This is a genomic window from Lysinibacillus sp. fkY74-1 (assembly GCF_053165895.1).
In genome coordinates this window covers 1,228,791-1,248,416 of the sequence record NZ_CP170173.1, presented here as the reverse complement: position 1 = coordinate 1,248,416, position 19,626 = coordinate 1,228,791, and the positions used below count along the sequence as shown (strand labels likewise).

The 19,626-nt window shown below is 37.3% G+C and carries 23 protein-coding genes and 1 riboswitch; of the genes, 7 read left to right on the top strand and 16 right to left on the bottom strand.

Translation table 11 applies throughout. The features are described 5' to 3' along the window. Positions 1-87: 87 nt before the first annotated feature. The 4 genes from ACE1MS_RS05840 to ACE1MS_RS05825 are packed head-to-tail and all read right to left on the bottom strand — an operon-like array spanning position 88 to position 3,611. Positions 88-651, bottom strand: a complete 564-nt coding sequence (locus tag ACE1MS_RS05840; RefSeq protein WP_012293447.1) for a 5' nucleotidase, NT5C type — start codon at positions 649-651, stop codon at positions 88-90. 18 nt (positions 652-669) lie between these two features. After that, positions 670-1,755 (bottom strand): FAD-dependent monooxygenase, encoded by a 1,086-nt coding sequence (locus ACE1MS_RS05835; protein ID WP_031419138.1) that lies wholly within the window; start codon positions 1,753-1,755, stop codon positions 670-672. After that, positions 1,752-2,864 (bottom strand): bifunctional diaminohydroxyphosphoribosylaminopyrimidine deaminase/5-amino-6-(5-phosphoribosylamino)uracil reductase RibD, encoded by a 1,113-nt coding sequence (ribD, locus tag ACE1MS_RS05830; protein ID WP_447402750.1) that lies wholly within the window; start codon positions 2,862-2,864, stop codon positions 1,752-1,754. Before ribD ends, ACE1MS_RS05835 begins: the two co-directional genes overlap by 4 nt. A gap of 15 nt (positions 2,865-2,879) precedes the next feature. Further along, a complete protein-coding gene (locus tag ACE1MS_RS05825; RefSeq protein WP_012293444.1) occupies positions 2,880-3,611 on the bottom strand; it encodes a GTP cyclohydrolase II in 732 nt (243 codons plus the stop codon). 270 nt (positions 3,612-3,881) lie between these two features. Here ACE1MS_RS05825 and ACE1MS_RS05820 point away from each other — a divergent pair, with 270 nt between their 5' ends. The 4 genes from ACE1MS_RS05820 (at position 3,882) to ACE1MS_RS05805 (ending at position 7,669) form a co-directional block, all read left to right on the top strand. After that, positions 3,882-4,517, top strand: coding sequence for a TrkA C-terminal domain-containing protein (locus ACE1MS_RS05820; protein ID WP_031419135.1), 636 nt, complete (start codon positions 3,882-3,884; stop codon positions 4,515-4,517). A 158-nt stretch (positions 4,518-4,675) separates the two neighbouring features. Beyond that, positions 4,676-5,875, top strand: a complete 1,200-nt coding sequence (locus tag ACE1MS_RS05815) for a quaternary amine ABC transporter ATP-binding protein (RefSeq protein WP_012293442.1) — start codon at positions 4,676-4,678, stop codon at positions 5,873-5,875. Further along, on the top strand, positions 5,868-6,722 hold the full coding sequence (locus ACE1MS_RS05810) for an ABC transporter permease (RefSeq protein ID WP_008174570.1): 855 nt from the start codon (positions 5,868-5,870) through the stop codon (positions 6,720-6,722). Before ACE1MS_RS05815 ends, ACE1MS_RS05810 begins: the two co-directional genes overlap by 8 nt. Before the next feature lie 68 nt (positions 6,723-6,790). Further along, on the top strand, positions 6,791-7,669 hold the full coding sequence (locus tag ACE1MS_RS05805) for a glycine betaine ABC transporter substrate-binding protein (RefSeq protein ID WP_012293441.1): 879 nt from the start codon (positions 6,791-6,793) through the stop codon (positions 7,667-7,669). A gap of 55 nt (positions 7,670-7,724) precedes the next feature. Here the strand turns inward: ACE1MS_RS05805 and ACE1MS_RS05800 are convergent, their stop codons facing one another. The 3 genes from ACE1MS_RS05800 to ACE1MS_RS05790 form a co-directional block, all read right to left on the bottom strand. Further along, on the bottom strand, positions 7,725-8,039 hold the full coding sequence (locus tag ACE1MS_RS05800; protein WP_012293440.1) for a DMT family transporter: 315 nt from the start codon (positions 8,037-8,039) through the stop codon (positions 7,725-7,727). Beyond that, positions 8,039-8,380 carry a DMT family transporter gene (locus ACE1MS_RS05795; protein WP_031419133.1) on the bottom strand — a complete coding sequence of 114 codons (342 nt, stop codon included), beginning with the start codon at positions 8,378-8,380 and terminating at the stop codon, positions 8,039-8,041. Before ACE1MS_RS05795 ends, ACE1MS_RS05800 begins: the two co-directional genes overlap by 1 nt. A 125-nt stretch (positions 8,381-8,505) precedes the next feature. Then, positions 8,506-8,602, bottom strand: a riboswitch (guanidine-I (ykkC/yxkD leader). 31 nt (positions 8,603-8,633) lie between these two features. Then, positions 8,634-9,782, bottom strand: coding sequence for a PstS family phosphate ABC transporter substrate-binding protein (locus tag ACE1MS_RS05790; RefSeq protein WP_036161026.1), 1,149 nt, complete (start codon positions 9,780-9,782; stop codon positions 8,634-8,636). Positions 9,783-9,995: 213 nt separating this feature from the next. On the opposite strand from ACE1MS_RS05790, the gene ACE1MS_RS05785 reads away from it, so the two are divergent. Next, the gene (locus ACE1MS_RS05785; RefSeq protein WP_012293435.1) at positions 9,996-10,469 is read left to right on the top strand and encodes a YbaK/EbsC family protein; all 474 of its coding nucleotides are present in this window, start codon (positions 9,996-9,998) and stop codon (positions 10,467-10,469) included. 74 nt (positions 10,470-10,543) lie between these two features. On the opposite strand, the gene ACE1MS_RS05780 is transcribed toward ACE1MS_RS05785, so the two are convergent. After that, positions 10,544-11,593, bottom strand: coding sequence for a DUF418 domain-containing protein (locus ACE1MS_RS05780; protein WP_447402749.1), 1,050 nt, complete (start codon positions 11,591-11,593; stop codon positions 10,544-10,546). Between the two features lie 183 nt (positions 11,594-11,776). Here ACE1MS_RS05780 and ACE1MS_RS05775 point away from each other — a divergent pair, with 183 nt between their 5' ends. Continuing rightward, positions 11,777-12,040 (top strand): Parvovirus coat protein VP1-like protein, encoded by a 264-nt coding sequence (locus tag ACE1MS_RS05775; RefSeq protein WP_080695175.1) that lies wholly within the window; start codon positions 11,777-11,779, stop codon positions 12,038-12,040. Positions 12,041-12,075: 35 nt separating this feature from the next. On the opposite strand, the gene ACE1MS_RS05770 is transcribed toward ACE1MS_RS05775, so the two are convergent. Next, positions 12,076-12,846, bottom strand: a complete 771-nt coding sequence (locus ACE1MS_RS05770; protein ID WP_422761315.1) for a GNAT family N-acetyltransferase — start codon at positions 12,844-12,846, stop codon at positions 12,076-12,078. A gap of 135 nt (positions 12,847-12,981) precedes the next feature. Here ACE1MS_RS05770 and ACE1MS_RS05765 point away from each other — a divergent pair, with 135 nt between their 5' ends. Continuing rightward, positions 12,982-13,488 (top strand): GNAT family N-acetyltransferase, encoded by a 507-nt coding sequence (locus ACE1MS_RS05765; RefSeq protein WP_036167545.1) that lies wholly within the window; start codon positions 12,982-12,984, stop codon positions 13,486-13,488. A gap of 45 nt (positions 13,489-13,533) precedes the next feature. Here the strand turns inward: ACE1MS_RS05765 and ACE1MS_RS05760 are convergent, their stop codons facing one another. From ACE1MS_RS05760 to ACE1MS_RS05730, 7 genes are all read right to left on the bottom strand, one after another. Next, positions 13,534-13,704 carry a hypothetical protein gene (locus tag ACE1MS_RS05760; RefSeq protein WP_012293431.1) on the bottom strand — a complete coding sequence of 57 codons (171 nt, stop codon included), beginning with the start codon at positions 13,702-13,704 and terminating at the stop codon, positions 13,534-13,536. 9 nt (positions 13,705-13,713) lie between these two features. Next, positions 13,714-14,025, bottom strand: coding sequence for a pyridoxamine 5'-phosphate oxidase family protein (locus ACE1MS_RS05755; protein WP_230591372.1), 312 nt, complete (start codon positions 14,023-14,025; stop codon positions 13,714-13,716). Positions 14,026-14,203: 178 nt separating this feature from the next. Then, positions 14,204-15,067: an AraC family transcriptional regulator gene (locus ACE1MS_RS05750; RefSeq protein ID WP_012293429.1), complete on the bottom strand. Its 864-nt coding sequence runs from the start codon at positions 15,065-15,067 to the stop codon at positions 14,204-14,206. 591 nt (positions 15,068-15,658) lie between these two features. Further along, the gene (locus tag ACE1MS_RS05745) at positions 15,659-15,856 is read right to left on the bottom strand and encodes a hypothetical protein (protein ID WP_031419126.1); all 198 of its coding nucleotides are present in this window, start codon (positions 15,854-15,856) and stop codon (positions 15,659-15,661) included. A gap of 87 nt (positions 15,857-15,943) precedes the next feature. Next, complete coding sequence (gene glnA / locus ACE1MS_RS05740) at positions 15,944-17,278, bottom strand: type I glutamate--ammonia ligase (protein ID WP_031419125.1); 1,335 nt, start codon at positions 17,276-17,278, stop codon at positions 15,944-15,946. Between the two features lie 199 nt (positions 17,279-17,477). Beyond that, positions 17,478-18,824: a sodium-dependent transporter gene (locus ACE1MS_RS05735; RefSeq protein ID WP_036161017.1), complete on the bottom strand. Its 1,347-nt coding sequence runs from the start codon at positions 18,822-18,824 to the stop codon at positions 17,478-17,480. 184 nt (positions 18,825-19,008) lie between these two features. Next, a complete protein-coding gene (locus tag ACE1MS_RS05730) occupies positions 19,009-19,596 on the bottom strand; it encodes an ECF transporter S component (protein WP_031419122.1) in 588 nt (195 codons plus the stop codon). Between the last annotated feature and the right edge of the window lie 30 nt (positions 19,597-19,626).

The window sequence follows — 19,626 nt, the reverse complement described above, 5'->3', positions numbered from 1 at the left end:
ATATTTTATTTTTATTAACCTAAAAAGAACCCCAAACATGTAACTTTATCAATCACTATAATTTGGGGTTCAACCATATTAAAAATCTTACGCTTCAATCAGTGCTAAAAAATCCTGCCAATGATGCAATCTTGGTAACTCAACATGCTGATTATAAGATTGATTTTTTAAAATTACTTTTGTTTGTATATTGTGAAGTGTCTCCAGTACTGCTGGTTTATCATCTACATAAACATCTAAAGCAAGTTCTTTTATAATCGCTACCTTCTCGGCATCTTGCATCCCACAGAAAAAATGGCCCTCTTTTATCGGAAACCCCTGTGCTTCCATCCATTCTTTTGTTTGCTTACAAAATTGCTTAGGCCGAGAGGTAATGTAGTAAATATCATGACCATGATAAGCTAAAGCTTGCAGCATTTTTAATGACCCTTCAAAAGAAGGACAGTTCGTAAAATAAATCTCTTCTAATGAACTACTCCACATCGCTGCGCCCTCTGCATCTGATAAACCAAAAGGCTCATGAATTTCTACTCTTTTTAGCGTATGAAAAATATCAATCGGAATATTTTTCCCCATTTTTTTATTGTAAATGGCAAAGGCATGTGCCCGTAAATCTATCAGTGTATCATCAATGTCAAAACCAAATTTCATTAGATGTGTTACATCCTTTCATGATGCTCTATTTAGAAAATGAGCAGAAAAAGTTTGTTCTCTCTCTATTTGTACTGCTAAAACATCCTCAATAGCTTGCTCTCGCATATGCTGAAAATCTTGAACATTAAAATGAGCTAATGAATCTTTATTTAATAGAGATGCCAAACAATCCGCATCTTTTAGCGCACTGTTCAAGCCAAATGCTCCTGTTGGTGTCATCGTATGAACCGCATCGCCTAAAAGCACAAGACCCTTCGTGCCCCAACAGTTACAATGACAGCTGAAAACATCTAACAGCACAAAATCTTTCCAAGACCGAATGTGCTCCTTTACAGGCTCAGATAATGCAGGGAATTGCATCGTAAGCTGTTGGATAAAAGGTGTAAATGATTGTTTTCGAAGCTGTGGATAGCTCCCTTGTTCAATATTCCATCCAATTTGAATAAAGCCACCAACTTGCGTGAACAATGATAATTGCTTATCTCCAATTAATGCCATTTTAATAGAAGGCTCCCAGCCTGAAGGTGCAGGAATTTTAGCCCATAGCAAATCAAAGCCATGTTTTTGTTTTTGAACATCAATATGTGCCGCCTTACGAATCGTTGAATAGCGTCCATCAGCACCAATTATTAATTGGCTATCGACCTTTATGGTTGTTCCATCTTTTATAGCGATTACGCCTTTATAATAACCCGACGCGTCCTGGATAAGCTCCGTTACCTTCGTATGTAGCAGACAAGTAAAATGAGAAAATAGCAGCGCTTTTTCTAAAATCCCCTTTAATAAATTAGCTTGAGGAACATGAATTCCTAGATGACCTACTATGTCATTAGGAAAAATGGTTTTAAAGGCCTTACCATCTGCGTAATATTCTAGCTTTTCCATGCGTAATAAGCCAAGCGACTCGACTGCTTCGAAAAGTTGATGACTTTTTAAAACAGCCTCGCCTTCTTCATTTAAATGTTCACCACGAAAAGACTTTCCAAGATCCGCATTTTGTTCTAGTAGGATGACAGATAGCCCTTTTTTGACCAGTAAATAAGATAAAAGTGCACCTGCTGGTCCAGCCCCTACTATACAAACATCCGCTTCATAGTTCAATTTTCTTCACCTTGCTTTGGATAAGCAATAATACATAAATCCTCGCCTATCTTATCAAATGAGGCAAATTCAACCCGCCATGCCTCATTTATTAAGGAGGGATTAGAGCCCGCAAAAGGGGTTAATGATAAATTCCCTCCTAGAACCTTTGGCGCTATATAAATCACATATTTGTCAATGGCACCTTGCTGTAAAAATGAAGCATTCACTTTACTACCACCCTCTAGCAAAATATCTGTAATGCCATGCTCATAAAGTCTTGCAAGCATTTCATCAATATTTAGCCCACGTTCGTCCTTCTCTATCGGTAAAACTGTGAGACCTTTATTTATCAATAAATCGATCTTTTCTTGGCTAACATCATTGCTGCAAACAAGAATTGTTGGGGCTTCTTCCGTATTCAACACATTCGCATCTAGTGGTGTACGTAATAGACTATCCATAATGATACGTGTTGGATTTTTTCCGTAGCCCTCGCTTAATCTTGTTGTTAATGATGGATTGTCAGCGATAACTGTACCAACACCAACTAGAATACCATCTACCTCATGGCGAATACGGTGGACGTCCTCACGTGCAGCCTTACCTGTTACCCATTTAGAATGACCTGTATGCGTAGCAATTTTCCCATCTACAGTCATCGCAAATTTTGAAATAATAAACGGTCTTTTAGTGAGCATGTTATGGATAAAGCGTTCATTTAAACGACGTGCTTGTTGCTCCAAAACACCTACCTCCACTGTTATACCTGCATCACGCAACAATTGAATGCCACGACCTGCTACAGTAGGATTAGGGTCTTGCATCGCAACCACAACTCGACTAACGCCAGAATCCTTCACTAGATTCGCACAAGGAGGCGTTTTACCAAAATGTGAACAAGGTTCAAGCGTAACGTATAGTGTAGCATTCTGTGCATGTTCTCCAGCCATACGAAAAGCATGAACTTCTGCATGTGGTTCGCCTGCTTTTCTGTGTAAACCAGTGCCTACAATAATGTCATTTTTGACAATTACCGCCCCGACAAGTGGATTAGGGTTTGTATTACCTTTTGCACTAGCTGCTAGGTCTAGAGCTAGTTGCATGTATTTTTCGTCTTTAGTAGTCATGGTCGCCACCTCCACTTATTGTTTTTCTCGTAAATGTCCAGATTTTTCAACCTTCGTTTCCAAATAAAAACGATTCGTTTCCGTTAAGCCACCCCATAAAGGAACATGCCCTTCTGCCGCCAAGCCACGAGCCTGTAAAGCAGCCAATTTTTTAGGATTATTTGTAATAAGTGTCACAGGTTTTGCGCGTAGTGTTGCTAATACCGCAAGTGCTTCTTCATATGAACGAGTATCGTCAGGGAAGCCAAGTGCATGGTTTGCTTCTACTGTATCTAGCCCTTCTTCTTGTAATAAATAAGCGAGTGATTTCGAGAATAATCCAATGCCTCGCCCTTCATGATCGGCTAAATAAAAAATAGCTCCACAGCCGTGCTCTACAATCATTTTCATAGATTCATGCAATTGATAGCCACAATCACAGCGCTGACTGCCAAATATGTCACCAGTGTGACAAATACTATGCATGCGGATTAAAGCATCCTCTGAATGGGTAAAATCACCATATACAAGAACTGATGATTGCTGTAAGAAAGCCAAATTGGCTGTAGCTAAGCTATCAATGATTTCTTCTTTTGATACATTCACATCTACTGTAAGCCAGTTATACCACTGAAAAGTAGCAGAAAAGTCACCTTGTTGAACGGGCAAATTGACAGGACCAACTAGGCAAATATTTTCTGTATTCGTGTGCTTTATAACTGTCATTTTATCTTTCACTATGTCCATAATTTTAGTAGTAATTGTCATATTAATCTCCAACCTTCTATAGGAAACAGTTGGTTAAACCACCAACTGAGCACATGTATTTTCACACCACTTACATAACGTAACTTAGTTTATAATAATAACTAAAAAGTGTCAAACAACGGCTACTATCCTATTATTTTTAATAGTAGATACAAAAATTTTAGCATTACTTTTTCATCATATACTACTAGCTTATGGAGATGCTATTTTTTCTGTGCAGGCTAGTCTATAATAAGCTGTGGTACCTGTAATGACGAAAGGAAGTTTAAAATGAACTTAGAAAAAACTGTTCAACTAAAGCAGCCAAAATATCAACAAATTGCTATTGACCTTGCCTCCAAGATCGTCGAAAGGAAATACCGCATCGGCGATAAAATATATGCTAGATCATCTCTTGCAAGTCAATATAATGTGTCTGCTGAGACTGCTAGAAGAGCAATCGCTGTTTTACAAGACTTAGAAATTGTAGAGGCAACGAAAGGTAGCGGTGTCATCATTAAGTCGTATGAAAAAGCAGCTCATTTTGTCCGACAGTTTCATGACGTTCAATCGATTCATGAAATACAAAGTGAGCTTCTGACAAGTATTCAAAAGCAACAGCATGAATTAATAAATTTACAAGACAAAGCAAAGCAGCTAATTAGTCGTACGGAGCATTTCCGTTCAGTAAATCCATTTATCCCTTATCAATTAGAAATGACTGCGGAAAGTCCATGCATTCATCAAACTGTACAAGCCTTAAATTTTTGGCAAAATACATCAAGTACCATCGTCGGTATTCGTCGTGGTAATGAATTATTACTATCACCTGGCCCTTATGTATCATTCGAAGAAGGCGACATTATTTATTTTGTGGGAAATGACGAAAGCTTCGCTAGAGTACAAGGCTTTTTATATCCCAATTAAAAACCGTTTAAGCGCTGATATCACAGCGTTTAAGCGGTTTTTTTCTTATTGGTCGGTTTGACAAAAGTAACAACCCTTTGTTACAGTAAGGTTGTTACTTGTTTATTTTTGGGTATCACTATCCTCATATAGTAATAATCTACGAAAGGAGTGCTTCTATGGAAAAATTAAAAGTAGAACACGTATCGAAAGTGTTTGGCAAACATATTCCCCAAGCACTAGAACTCGTCAAGCAACAAAAAAGTAAGACTGATATCTTAAAAGAAACAGGTGCAACTGTTGGTGTATACGATGCCAGCTTTACAGTAAACGAGGGAGAAATCTTCGTTATCATGGGATTATCAGGAAGCGGTAAATCTACATTAATACGGCTCTTAAACCGCCTTATTGAACCAACGAGCGGAAATATATATATCGATGGAGAAAATATTTCTAAAATGGGTAAAGAAAGTTTACGGACTGTAAGAAGAAATAAAATGAGTATGGTTTTCCAAAACTTCGGTTTATTCCCCCATCGTACATTACTTCAAAACACCGAATATGGCCTTGAAATCCGAGGCATTTCAAAGGAAGAACGCCAAGCAAAAGCAGAGCAGGCTCTTGAAAATGCTGGATTACTCGCTTACAAAGATCAGTATCCAAGTCAATTATCAGGTGGTATGCAGCAACGTGTTGGATTAGCGCGTGCTCTTGCCAATGATCCTGAAATTTTATTAATGGATGAAGCTTTTTCAGCATTAGATCCATTGATTCGAAAAGAAATGCAAGATGAGCTACTTGATCTACAACAAAAGGTCAAAAAAACAATTTTATTTATCACGCATGATTTGAATGAAGCATTACGCATTGGGGATCGCATCGCTATTATGAAGGATGGCTCTATCATTCAGATTGGTACGGGAGAAGAAATATTAACCAACCCAGCAAATGATTATGTCAAAACATTCGTGGAAGATGTGGACCGTTCTAAAGTATTGACGGCTGAAAATGTCATGGTGCGACCAGTGTATGTCAACGTAGATTTAGATGGCCCTAAAGTAGCGCTAAAACGCATGCGACAAGAAGCGGTTAGTTTACTAATGGCGGTCGACAAAAACCGACATTTACAAGGCTTTATTACAGCAGACGACGCATTAGCTTCAGCAAAGAAGCAAGAGCAAACCGTTCACTCCATTGTGCAATCAGAAGTGTTAACAGTTCCACCAGATATGCTATTACAGGATATATTAGGGATGATTTATAATTCACCTACTCCTATTGCCGTTGTAAAAGATGGTCGCTTGCTTGGTGTGCTGATTAGAGGCGTTGTCATCCAAGCACTTTCAACGAGTGATGAGGAGGCGGATGTACATGAATAATTTTTTAGATAATATTCCAACAATACCACTAGCTCCATGGGTAGAATCAGCTATGGACTGGTTGACGAGTAATTTTTCAGCGTTCTTTAACTCGATTCAGCAATTTGGAAAACTACTCATGAATCAGGTCACTGATTTGTTAAATAGTATCCCAGCCATTATTTTAATATTACTTGTCGTTGTTTTTGCCTTTTATGCAACTGGTAAAAAATTCGGACTTGCCTCATTTTCATTAATAGGCTTGTTGTTTATCTATAATCAAGGTCTTTGGACAAATCTGATGGAAACAACCACGCTCGTTATCTTTTCAAGTATTATTTCCATCATCATTGGTATTCCACTTGGGATTCTAATGTCGAAGTCTACAATCGCTGAAAGTATTATTAAACCAATACTCGATTTCATGCAAACAATGCCTGGCTTTGTCTACCTCATCCCAGCCGTTGCCTTTTTCGGCATCGGAATTGTACCTGGTGTCTTCGCATCAGTTATCTTTGCTTTACCTCCAACGGTACGTATGACAAACCTTGGTATTCGTCAGGTACCTAAAGAATTAGTGGAAGCCGCAGACTCTTACGGTAGTACAGCTAGTCAAAAACTATTTAAAGTAGAAATCCCACTTGCTAAATCAACGATTATGGCAGGTATTAACCAAACTGTCATGCTGTCCCTTTCTATGGTAGTCATCGCCTCGATGATTGGTGCTCCAGGTTTAGGACGTGAGGTCTTAACAGCCCTTCAACGTACACAGGTTGGGAATGGTTTCGTTGCAGGTTTAGGTTTAGTTATTTTTGCCATTATTATTGACCGTTTAACACAAAGCTTTAATAAAAAGAAAGCCTTATAAAATTAGTTTATTTTCTTGCCAAGAAGGCAGTTTAATAGATATAAATGATGGACAGAAAGGGAGATTAGATGAAACTGAAAACATTATCGAAATTAGGAATGGCCTTAGGTTTAGGCTTCATGCTCGCTGCATGTAGCGGAGAAGACTCTGGTTCTGGAAAAAATAGTGATTCTAAGGAGGTAAACTTAGCCTATGTAGAGTGGGATACTGAAATCGCCTCCACAAATGTAGTGGGGCAAGTCCTTGAAGATTTAGGCTATGATGTGACATTAACTCCTTTGGATAATGCCATTATGTGGGAAGCAGTTTCTAAAGGCGAGGCAGACGGCATGGTCGCTGCATGGTTACCACATACACATGAATCACAGTATGAAAAATATAAAGATAAATTAGATGAGCTTGGCGAAAACCTTGCTGGCGCCAAAATCGGCTTAGTTGTACCAAGCTATATGAAAGCAAACTCTATTGAAGATTTAACAGATGAAGCTGATCGAACAATTACTGGTATTGAGCCTGGAGCTGGTATAACAGCAGCAACAGAAAAAGCATTAAATGAATATGATAATTTAGCAGATTGGAATTTTGTTACTTCTTCGTCTGGTGCAATGACTACTTCTTTAGCTAAGGCTTTGAAAGATAAGGAAGAAATTATTGTTACGGGTTGGTCACCACACTGGAAATTTGCTAAATATGATCTTAAATATTTAGAAGATCCAAAAGGTGTTTACGGTGGCGAAGAAACAATCAATACTTTTGTTCGTAAAGGGTTAAAAGAGGATTTACCAGAAGTGTATTCAGTGTTAGACAACTTTCACTGGACAGCTGAAGATTTAGAAAGCGTTATGCTAGAGGTTATGGATGGTAAAGATCCAAAAGACGCTGCTAAGGAATGGATTGAAGCAAATCCAGAAAAAGTAGCTGAATGGACAAAAGATGTAAAAAAATAATGTAAACAAATGCACTTCCTTTGTTTCAACGGGAAGTGCATTTGTTATGCTTCTTTTATGACAAAATTTTCAACATGACGGCTGCTCCTAAAACAAGCACTATACAAACAATTCTTCTCCAATCCTTTGATTCATTAAAGAAGAACATTCCTAGCAAGGCTCCTCCAGCCGCACCAATTCCTGTCCAAATTGCATAAGCAGTACCCATCGGTAAGGTTTCCATAGCATACGCAAGTCCTGCAAAGCTTAATGTAAATGCAAATATTAATAATCCTAAGTTTTTTTTATTCTTTTCGTTATTATATTTACTAATCATATAGACACCCATCATCTCACATAGGCCTGCCATTATTAATGCCATCCATGCCATTATTCAGTCACCTCTTTTTCCTTCGGCTCTCCTGTCACAAGCTTTAAGCCTACAACCCCTGCCAATAAAACAACAATACATAGTATTTTTGCTAGCTTCCACGGCTCTCCAAACAGTAAACTATCCGCGCATACTGTGCCGGCTGTCCCCAAACCTACAAAAATCGCATATACCGTACCAACTGGTAAGTGCTCTCCCGCTTTAATTAGTAAATAAAAACTAACATAGATTGCAATTACAGTGCCTATCCATTCCCACACACCCGAAGCATGCTTTAAACCAATGACCCAGCCTACTTCAAAGCAAGCAGCGATAATGACACTTACCCAATGCTTATTCATAAAAAATCCCTCCATCTTATCAGACACGACGAATCACTTGTTGATGACTATCCTTCCTCAGCTTTCGCCAAAACACCTGATTTTAGCCAAACAAAAAAGCCCAGAAGAAACTGTCCTTCAACAGTATCTCCCAGGCTTTTATCCTTCCGTGTCACAAAATCAATTTGTGGTTTTCTCTCGGACCAGACTAGCATCTGCTACGGAACCCTAGAAAACTTTACAATATTTTATTAACCTTAGTATAGCAAACTATTTAATACTTTTCCACTGGAACATAACCGACTTTGGCTACTAATGCTTGACCTTCATCGGTAAGTATCCAATCGATTAGCTTTTGAACATTTTCATTCTCCCCCCCAGCAGTGACCGCATAAAACTCAGAGACTAAAGGATAGGTCCCATTTCGAATGTTCTCTTTAGTTGGGGCTATACCATCAATGGATAGTAATTTGATTTTTTTATTACGAACCATCTCTGTCGAATAGTATCTAAACGTAAAGCCCATCGCATTTTTATAATTTCGATATTGAGATACTTCATGGATAATTCCACCCATTCCTGAGGCAATATTTTCAGAGGGTGCCTCCATAATTGGCTTATTATCCATTAAATTTTCTAATGCTGTTTGGCTTCCGCTATCCGCTGGACGTTGGAAAGCACGGATGGCTTCATCCTCACCGCCAACATCACGCCAGTTGGTAATTTCACCAGCATATATTTTCTTCACCTGATCCAATGTTACATTATCCACATTGTTTTTATGATGGACGAAAAAAACAAATGCCTCTCGCCCAATCGGTGTCATATTAAACGTAAGTTCTTCTTTTTCTGCTTGCCATTCTTGCTTAATAGATGGTGCTGCCACAAAAATTAAATCCACATTTCCCGCTATTAAATTTTGATAGGCTTCTGGTGTACGGTTAACTTGGACCCTACTCTTATATGGCTGATAGTCTCCCTTAGGATAAGTAGCCTCAACAAAGGCTGCATATAAAGGATACATAGCTGTGGCTCCATCTAATCGTGGTAATGACCCTGTCAATTGTAATGAGACTTTTTCGTCAGGCTTTACCACTTGATTGTCCTGCGTAAATGGTTGATAAGCAGATATATCAATTTCTGCATCAACAGTAGGAATACTCAGCTTATAATAATGTTGAATAGGAGGAATTAAAGCAAATATTATTGTCACACCCAATGCACCCATTACCCATCTCTTTTTCTTTTTTGTATTCATCCAATTAAATATTCCACAAACAAACAATACAAATACACAAACTGGAACCGTATAAACTAGTTGCAGAAAGTGCATATGACCACTCAATATGACAATAAGTACTACCATTAATGTCACTACTGATAAACCAATCATAACGCTCACAATTTGTAAGAATTTAATCAAGCCGCAACCCTCCAGTGTAATTTTACACTTTCAAATTAATCGTACTAAATAAAGCAGATATTCGCAACATTATATTCTGAAAATTATGTTAAAATTAAATTTATCTTGATTCGACATCTACTTGAAACAAGATAGAGCTTTTGGTGGTTATCCTACATTTAGTAGGGGAAAATTCGCCAAGGCACAACTGGACGGATTAGGAGGTTTGTACATATGGCAATAGAAAAAGCACGGAATCATTTAGCCCAATGGCATGTGGAACACAAAATACAAGAATTAGAAGAGAGCTCTGCCACCGTTGAATTAGCAGCACTGGCACTTGGCTGTGAGCCTGCCCGCATAGCAAAATCTTTATCCTTTCTTGTCAATGATAGCGCTATACTAATTGTGGCAGCCGGAGATGCAAAAATCGATAATGCCAAATATAAAGCAGTTTTTGGAACAAAGGCAAAGATGCTAGGTAAAGATAATGTCGAAGCTATGATAGGTCACGATGTCGGTGGAGTTTGTCCCTTTGGCGTTAATGAAGGAGTTGTTATTTATTTAGATGAATCCCTTAAACGGTTTACAACGGTATTTCCTGCATGTGGTAGTAGCAATTCTGCGATAGAGGTCACGATTTCCGAGCTAGAAACCTATACACCGTATGAAGAATGGATTGATGTCTGTAAGGGCTGGAAGGATTAGACAAATAAAAATCGGTAAGACTTTTCAACAGTCTCACCGATTTTTGTTATTTCCCTTATTAATTTATAGAGCTTTTACGATGACTTTGTCGAAATCTTTTTACCATATGTCATATAGCGCCATACTTTTTCAAATGGTCCAATTGAAAAGAATTTGAACCAAATCATACTAAAGATAATTTGGATGGCAAAAATAATACATGCGATTACTACAATATCTGATGGTGAAACGACTTCTAAGCCCATTAGTGAGATAATTGCCGTGCCAATAAAGCTTTGGGCTAAATAGTTGGTAAATGCCATTTGTCCCACTCGTCCAATCGGCTGAAGCATTTTCACAATAGGACGATTTTCCAAAATTATAAATAAACAAGCTAAATAAAAATATGTTGTCGGAACTACTCCTAAACCAATAATAGATTGTAGCTGTTGGTCATCTGCTTGTGATGCAAACCATATCCACAATGAAAAACCAATAAAGAATGGGCCTGTAACAAAAAGCAGCCATTTTATTTTTTGAATATGTGCCCCAATATGACCAATCCAACCAGCTTTTGCTACTAAAAATCCGCTTAAAAACATGATGAATATAGCGATAGCATCATTGCCTAAAAGTCCTGAAATAGTGGACATTACAGCATGAGTCGGCATATACATTTGACCTAATATAGCAAGAATATGAAGTGTGATGATTGTAAAAAGCCATTTACAAATTGTTGAAATTTTCGCAGAGTAAAATGGTAGCAATAAAAATCCAATGACTGCATAAATGGCTAAAATCGAACCCCAAAACAAGAAAATATGAATGATACCGATTATCAATAATGCAAATAAACGTCTTGCAAAGCGCCATTTTGGTTTATCCCCACGTGCTTCTGCCCGGGAAGCAAAAATATAAAAGCCAACACCGAATAGGAAGGAAAAGATTGAAAAGAATTTCTTTTCAATAAAAATATCAATAAGTGAATCGATCACTCCATTGATGCCACTATAATCAGGTATAGGTCCGCCTTCTATAATGACCTGATAGGCGCCTACATTAATAAATAAAATGCCAAATAAAGCTAATCCTCGAATAATATCCAAGGAAAGAATTCGTTCTTTTTTTGTAACGGATGGATTCATGTTCAACTAACTCCTTATCTTTTATGCTATAGCTAGCATAACTCTTCATCCTTACAGCTATTTTTTTTAAAGCTTACAGGAACCTTACAAATCAAAAGATTAACTTAATAGTTTTTTATCCGATTCTCTCGAAAAAAATAACATACTTTATAGTAAGAACATAGCAGAAGAGAGGTTTCTCCCATGAAAAGAAATCGTAAATTTGGTTTTTGTTATCCTGGCTATCGATACTGCGGACCTGGTTGCTCGGGACCAGGTGAGCCCACGAATGCGGTGGATAGCTGCTGTAAACTACATGATGAATGTTATGATCGTTACGGTAGCATAAGATATTGTGATGAACTGTTTCAGCAATGCCTCAGACCTCACATGCATACACCCAATAAGATGGCGAGAGATGCTAGACTATTTTATCAAGTATTCGAACTACGCAATCGTTTCTTTTAACAACGAAGCTCACGGTGTTTTGAAAACAACGTGGGCTATTTTTTTGTATAAATCGCATATTTTAGTGGATCGGTAAAGCCCAGCTTCGTACCTAAGTAAATGGATGCTTTATTTGTAACATCACAATCCCAACAAGGCTTTAGCTCGTTGGCCAAACAATGATTGATAAATGTTGTCGCCATCAAACTAGCCAATCCCTGACCTCTAAAATTCGAATCTGTCATAATATCAATTTCCGCATATTCGTTTGATGTAAAAATAGAGACAGCTTCACTAATGATTTGCTCTTTATGTAATAAACAAAAACCAAATCCATTTGTCAGGAAATTAGCTGTAGAATCCCAATATTCATCATAGTAAGCATGGGTGAACTCCATCGCTTTTTTTATATGATGTCGAGTAATTGACATCATATAAAAATTCGATACTTTTTGCTCATCTCTACCATCATACAAGCTTTTATTAAATGTAAATGTATAGCGTTCTAGTTTTCTTAGCTGTCCTTTTAGCAGTTGTTCAATTTTAGTATTCCATTGCTCTGAATATGAAAATAAGGTAAAACGCTCCCCTTGCTTTATAGATTGCTCGAGACAGGCGGAAAGCTGACAATCAATTTCACTAGTAGTTGAATTACCATATACAAAATAAATTCCTGATTTTGTATGTATTAATAGCGTTTGAAATAAAGTTGTATCTGTATAAACTGTTCCTTCTATTAATTGATCGAGAACACTATAAACAAATGTTGGAGCCCTTTTAATATTTCGTTTAATGCTCGGATAATGATTAACTGTAACTTTTATCACGATGTTTCCCCCTTTTTATTGGCATTATGTACCTTATCTTCTATAATAAAATATAGATTTATTTGAAGGGACTGAATTATGCACAGATAGCAATATTTTTCATCCAACATCATTAAAATCTTGGAGGTAAAAGTATTGATTGAATGTATGAACACGGAAAGATTATTATTACGAAAAGTAGCTAATGCTGACGCTAAAAGTTTATGGTCGATTTGGTCAGATCCTTCTGTGACGAAATTTATGAATATCTCAAGCTTTACACACGAAGAACAGGCGCTAGACATGATTGAATTACTAAATCAATTAGCTAATGAACATCGTGCCATTCGCTATTCCATCATTGAATTGACAAGTAATCATATCATTGGCTCCTGTGGATTTAATAACGTGGATTACGATAATGCTACCGCAGAAATTGGCTATGACTTGGCGAAGACTCATTGGGGCAAAGGCTACGCCACAGAAGGTATCATCGCTTTAATCCATGTAGCTTTTACACATTTGGACATGTCGACAATTATAGCAAAGGTCGATGCGGCGAATATCAATTCCATCAGAGTCTTACAGAAATTGAATTTTATTTTGCAGGGCTACGATAGCACTGAAAAAAATTTACAAGTATATGTACTATGTAGAGAGTAATATAAAAAGCTAAGAATGGTTATCTAATCATTCTTAGCTTTTTGCTTAGTGATACATGCCGTGATTAATTTTCCCCGTTAACTTTTCTATTTGTACTTTGAATAATTCTATTTTAGGCATAATTGGATAGCCCTCTTTTTCAAATATCCATTCAGGATTACCATACTTCTCTAAAAGCGCATCAAAGAACCATTCCTTCTTTGACTCCTCTTCCATTCTTACAACTTATCCAAATAGCACTACACTTTGGTAGACAAGTGCAGATTGGTAAGAATATTTTTTCCCTGGGTGTAAATCGCCCATTTCACTTACTTCTATACTGATTTTAGGGTTTTGTTTAATATTGGACCAAAAATGGCTTTCTAGAATATTACCAATATGCAAATAAAGTTTATCATTTCCTTCATACACATAAACAAATAGAATTACATAAGGATATCCTTCCTCATCAACTGTCGCAACATACGCGACTTTCCCCATCTTCCAAAATTGCCGTGCTTCATTTTTAGAAATTTCTACACGTTTGTTTTGAATCATATCTCTTATCGTTAACCCCCTCATCAAAATATAGTACGATAAAAATAAAAACGTTAATCTCAAAACATATATTTCATTTACATCTTTACGGTATCTAAAAAAAGAATAGTTTTCCTTTCGCGCATAAGTAAAGCCAAGAATGCACTCGTTTAGCATTCTTGGCTTTATTACTTTAACGCTATTTAATTGGAATCCAAATTTCTGAGTATGAATCCGGGCTATACGCATCCTCTTCTGGGTACACTTCAAGCTCAGCCGTTCCTGCTGGCTCATATGGATTGGAGGGGAACCACTCTGAATATATTTGTTTCCACGTATTTTGCATAGCATCTGGCATTGGCCCGTGCACCTCAAACACAACCCACTTTGATGCAGGTACTTCCATCGTTAATAGATCCTCTCCCACATCACCTACATGATTTGTAGCAATCCAGTAATCAATGAAGCCCTGTTGTCCTTGGTTTGTATTTGGTACACAAACACCTAATACTCCATTGATGTTGCCATTATTTAATTGATATAGCTGATGATCGAAGCCACTCTCATTGATTTCCTGCCAAAACAATGGAATTTCCCGAGTGTTTTCTCCGTCTTGGCAGTTGTACGTTCTTTTCACCCCAACAACTTGAAACTTATCTTTTTCTACGATTTTATACTTCATTGGTTCTGCTCCCTTCAAGCTTACCTGAATCACCAGGCGATTGTATGATTTTAGTGGTCCTTGCCTCTTTCTCGCTTCACTCGGCGTTACATAATGCTGTTTACGAAACGCTTTTGTAAAAGCTTCAGGAGTTTCATAGCCATACTTGTAGGCGAGATCGATTATTTTTTGATCTGTATCCATTAATTCCTGAGCCGCTAATGTTAATCTCCTCCGTCGTAGATAATCCGCAATGGACATATCCGTTAAAATCGCAAACGTTCGCTGAAAATGGAAGACAGATGAATTAACCTCCTGTGCAATCTGTTCAATCGTTATGTTTTCTAATAAATGATCTTCCATAAAATTAATGGCTTTTTGAATCGACTCAATCCAACTCATTGCTCTCACTCCCTGATACCATCTTAAAATAGTTAATGCTTTCCAGCCTGTCTTTTTATGCTAACTTTGGACAGGTATGTGTAGAAGCAGTTTTTCATCACTAACACTCCTTCTATTTTCGTTACTTTACATACGATTTTCGCTCTTTCTCCACTAAAATCCATTGTACTAACTATCGAAAAACAACCATTATATTTATAATAACGGACAAGGCCTTTATTTGTCCTTAAATCAAGGAGTGTCATCATCGTATCTTACCAAATGAGGAAGAAAAGAATTCAGATGAAAAGGGGGCAATGGGAAATTTCCAAGCATGTTGTAATCATGAAGTATACGAAGAATTAGGCTACAGGTAGTATCGATGATAAATCTAATGCAGCTGTAGAAGTCTGTTACTTTGAAGCCATCATAATTGGCGGACAAATGACCCTTCTTAATCTTGAATAAATTAATGTATGATATTGCATGGAAATCTAAAGATGAGGTCGCACTACTACCATTAACATTCCTAAAAGATCGACCATTTCTCTTATGTTTATGTCAATAAAAAAAGTCACGCCTCTCGACATGACCGATTTTTTTCATATAAAATTATTGGCTGTTCTCTTCTTGATGCTGATAAATAATTAAGGCAGAATGGATGACCGTCTGTTCGCCGATATAGAGGGTATTGTACTTGATATCAAGTATGAAAAAGTAACTCAAATCTAATAAAGCCCGATTAATATCATGTTCAAATTGCACAATATCGTTGTTTTGGATTGTCACAACTTGAGTCGTTTGTGTCATTGCCCACACCCCTTTTCTTTCATGATAGTTCAAAAGGGTATCAAAGTCAGTAAAAAAATATTGGAGCAAAATAAGCTCCAATATTTTTTAGTACATCGTTAAATATTCCTCACGCTCCCAGTTATGGACCCGTGTACGGTATTTATCCCATTCTATTTCTTTGGCTCTATTAAACTTTTCATAAATATGATCACCTAGAGCTTCTCGTACAACTGCATCCATTTCTAATTCAATTAATGCGTGTTCCAATGAAGATGGTAGACTATCAATACCATTTAATTCACGCTCTGGACCTGTCATTTTATAAATATTTCGATCTACCGCTGCTGGAGGCGTTAAATCTTTCCGTATGCCGTCAAGTCCAGATGCTAAGATTACAGCCATTGCTAAATAAGGATTTGCTGCAGGATCAACTGAACGTAACTCAATACGTGTTGATAATCCTCGAGCTGCTGGAATACGAATAAGTGGCGAACGGTTTTGAGCAGACCATGCAACATAGCATGGGGCCTCATAGCCTGGAACTAATCGTTTATAAGAATTAACCAGTGGATTCGTGATAGCAGTAAAGCCATGTACATGCTGGATAATACCTGCCATAAAGCTACGAGCTGTTGCGCTTAATTGAAGTTCTGCGTGTTCGTCATAGAAGGCATTTTTATCCCCTTCAAATAACGATAGGTTAAAATGCATGCCAGAGCCGTTAACTCCAAATAGTGGCTTAGGCATAAATGTTGCATGTAGCCCATGCTGTGCAGCAATCGTTTTTACGACTAATTTAAATGTTTGAATATTATCGCATGCTTCGATGGCGCTAGCATATTTAAAGTCAATTTCATGCTGTCCAGGTGCAACTTCATGGTGAGAAGCTTCAATTTCAAAGCCCATCCCCTCCAGTTCTAAAACAATATCACGGCGACAATTCTCCCCTAAATCTGTCGGAGCTAAGTCAAAATATCCTCCGCTGTCATTTAGTTCAAGTGTCGGATGCCCTTTTTCATCCAGCTTGAAAAGGAAAAATTCTGGCTCTGGTCCCAAGTTAAAAGAAGTGAAGCCTAACTCCTCCATTTCCTTTAAAACGCGCTTCAAATTAGATCGTGGATCCCCTTCAAAAGGTGTTCCATCTGGTCTTGCAATATCGCAAATAAAGCGTGCCACCTTACCTTTTTCAGCTGTCCAAGGAAAAATTACAAATGTATTAAAGTCTGGTCTTAAATACATATCTGATTCCTCTATACGTACAAAACCTTCAATCGAAGAACCATCAAACATGACTTTATTGTCTAATGCCTTTTCTAATTGGCTCACAGGTATCTCTACATTTTTAATCGTACCTAATATATCAGTAAATTGTAGGCGAATAAACTTCACATTTTCTTCCTTCACTCGGCGTATAATACCTTCTTTTGTATAATGTTTCATTTTCCACCACTCCAATGTAAATTTAATTAACACAACTTTTTTATGACTGTTTTAAAAATACATCATTTTTTAAAATTTAGCAACATTCATGTAAGGTTTTATAACATCGTTTTTTTAGAATATATTCATCTTGATTTTCGATACATAAAAAAGGCGTACCCATTTACTAAATGGATACACCTAATTTATATTTTATTTTTTAATATTGTAAAAGCATATTAACGAACACTACCAGAATGACAACAGGTACTATAATCAACATTAACAATCTGTAGGCTGAATAATATCCCTGTCCCATATGACTTCCCATTAACAGTTCTCTTCTTACAAATTCCTTATCCACTACATAGGCAATAAAAATAGCAATAAACAAGTTCCCCAATGGTAGCATTAAGTTAGATACTAAAAAGTCAGTTGCATCAAATATGTTCTTTCCAAAAACCGATACATCAGCTAACAAGCTAGAGGAAAGGGATGCTGGAATGGCTGCGAGAAATACGACTACACCAAGACATGAAGTCCATACAAGACGTGTTTTTTGACTATTTTCCATCAATGCCGCTACAATAATCTCGTATAAACTAAACGAAGACGTTAATGTGGCAAATAAGAACAATAATAAAAACATCGCTAAAAATACTTCCCCAAACGGCATCTGGCTAAATGCTGTTGGTAGCACCATAAATAATAAGCCCGGCCCAGCTGCCGGCTCTAAATCAAAAGCAAAAACAACCGGGAAAATGGCTAGTCCGGCTAAAAATGAAACCAGTACCGTCAGCATAACTACGGAGCCTGCCGAATTCGGAAGACTTACATCTTTTTTGAGGTAGGAACTGTATGTAACAAGACAAGAAAATCCTACTGCTAATCCAAAAAATGATTGCCCCAAAGCTTCTAATATAGATTTCCCTGTAATATTCGAGAAATCAGGCCATAAAAAGAATTTTATCCCTTCCATGGCGCCATCTAATGTGACAGCACGTATCACAAGGACAATGAACATAATAAAGAGCAATGGCATCATCCATTTATTTGCCTTTTCAATACCATTTTGGACTCCTAATGAAATAACAAGTACATTTGCTAATGTAAACAAAGCTAAACCTACAAGCGTAATCCAAGGTGTACCAATTATTTTTCCAAATAGCTCTGCAGGATCAATAGCTGGGTCAATGACAGCACCTGTTAATCCTAGCCCACTATAAATAAAAATCCAGCCCCCGACAACGCTATAAAATGTTAGTAATAAAAAACATCCGAGAACACCCATTCGGCCAATCCATGCCCACCCCTGCTTTGTAGGAGCAATTTTTTTATAGGCAGTGATTGCCTCAGACTGCGTACCTCGCCCTAATATATATTCAGATAATAGCATCGGGAGCCCAATTAATAATGTAAATAGCACAAATATTAAGAAAAACGCGCCTCCACCACTTTGCCCAGTTACATACGGGAGCTTCCAAATCGCTCCTAGTCCAATTGCAGCACCCGCTGATGCTAAAATAAATCCTAACTTACTAGACCACTGTCCTTTTTTTCCACTCATCTCTTCAAACTCCTCAAACATTCTAAACTCATCTCTAATTCTACATGAAAATAGAGTTCTCGACTAGGTATTACTAAAAAAGAACTAGTGATATCTCGACAACCTATTACCTTTTTCTATTTTCCTTCCACCATTTCATCTCATAAAAAAAACCTCGAGTTCTTCACTCAAGGTTTAGTACAATTTATTTTGTTATATACATAGAACGCTGGCGGTCAATCCATTTACGCATTGTTGTAAATAATAACGCCATAATACCCGTTAATAAAATTCCTTTGACAATATTAAATGGTAAAATACCAGCGACAATCATTTTATATAATGAATCACCTACAACAGGCTCCATACCTAAAAAGTAAGTGTACATTGGTAAAAATACAGCATAGTTTAAAATACTCATTCCTACTGCCATCACAACTGTTCCCGTTGCTAAACCTCCAACAAGACCAGCAATTGTTTTAAAGCGATTAAAAATAAAGCTTACTGGCAATATAAATAAAATACCTGTTACAAAATTAGCCATATGCCCTACGGGAACGCCTGTTGGAGTGCCTGAGAAAATCCAATCCAACACATTTTTAAACAACTCTACTAAAATACCAGCTACAGGTCCCATCGTGATTGCTGCAAGTAAGGCAGGCATATCACTGAAATCCACTTCTAAAAATGCTGGGAATGGTGGAATTGGGAAATTAAAAAGCATTAATAAAAACGAAATACTGCTCAGCATGCCAATCGTAATAAACGATTGAAGTTTGACATTTTTCTTCATAGAAAGCTCTCTCCTCTTTGCTGATTCAAT